The sequence below is a fragment of the Gordonia sp. i37 genome (genome assembly GCF_002043085.1).
GTDB classification, from domain to species: domain Bacteria; phylum Actinomycetota; class Actinomycetes; order Mycobacteriales; family Mycobacteriaceae; genus Gordonia; species Gordonia polyisoprenivorans.
This window is the reverse complement of record NZ_MVPX01000610.1, coordinates 1-1,070: the sequence shown is the minus strand read 5'-3', so window position 1 is coordinate 1,070 and position 1,070 is coordinate 1. Positions and strand designations below refer to the sequence as shown.

The window sequence follows — 1,070 nt, the reverse complement described above, 5'->3', positions numbered from 1 at the left end:
TGGCGTGTCCCCCGTGAGCCGGTCCGGGTTGTTTTAGAGTCCTGATTGCCCTGATGAGGGCGGAGAAGGGACGATGAAGAACATGGCAGGACGCAAGCGTCACTCGGCGGAGGACATCGTGCGCAAATTGCGCCGGGCCGACGAGTTGGCCGCCGAAGGCAAGACCGGCGAGGAGATCGCCGCCGATCTCGAGGTGTCGGCGGCCACCTTGTACAACTGGCGCCGCCAGTACGGCGGTATGGACGGCGACGCCGCGAAGGAACTCAAAGAGCTGCGCGAGCAGAACAGCCGACTCAAGCGGCTGCTCGCCGATGCCGAACTCGAGAAAGACGCGCTGCGGGAGATCGCCAAGGGAAAATTCTGAGCCCGACCGCCAAACGCGCCGCCATCGACATGCTCAAGGACGTCAAGAACATGTCAGAACGCATGGCGTGCAAGGTAGTTGGGCTTTCCCGTTCCGCCTATCGACGGCTGCCGCAAGCGCACACCCCGGCCGACCCCGACGCCGCACTGCGCGAGCAGCTACGCACGTATGCCCGCAAGAACCCCCGGCACGGGTTCCGCCGGGCGTGGGCACACCTGCGCTTCGACGACGGCATCGAGATCAACAAGAAGAAAGTGCACCGGTTGTGGAAAGAAGAGGGCCTGCAAGTGCGGCGCGCTCCGCGCCGCAAACGCGCCGGCCAGTCATCGGTCCCGGTCGTTGTCGCGGACGCACCGAAAGTGGTGTGGGCATTGGACTTTCAGTTCGATTCCACCGTGGATGGGAAGAAGATCAAGATCGCGTCCATGGTTGACGAACACACCCGGATGTCGTTGCTGAACATCGTGGACCGCTCGATTCCGGCTGAGCGGTTGATCGAGGAGTTGGAGAAGACGTTCGCGATCTGGGGTGGCCCGCCGATGGTGCTGCGCATGGACAACGGCCCTGAGTTCATCTCAGAAGCCCTGCAGGCGTTCTGTGCAGGGTCGGTCGGGATCTCCTACATTCCGCCCGGCACACCGTGGAACAACGGGTTCATCGAGTCGTTCAACAACCGGTTGCGCGACGAGTGTTTGAACCGCAACTG

At 62.9% G+C, this 1,070-nt stretch carries 2 protein-coding genes; both read left to right on the top strand.

Features of this window, described 5'->3' with window-relative positions; all coding sequences use genetic code 11:
* The first annotated feature begins 82 nt into the window (after positions 1-82).
* Positions 83-364 carry a transposase gene (locus B1964_RS28695; RefSeq protein ID WP_006368849.1) on the top strand — a complete coding sequence of 94 codons (282 nt, stop codon included), beginning with the start codon at positions 83-85 and terminating at the stop codon, positions 362-364.
* The coding region (locus B1964_RS28690) for an IS3 family transposase (protein WP_366664303.1) at positions 358-1,070 on the top strand (713 nt) is incomplete at its 3' end. The genes B1964_RS28695 and B1964_RS28690, both read left to right, overlap by 7 nt.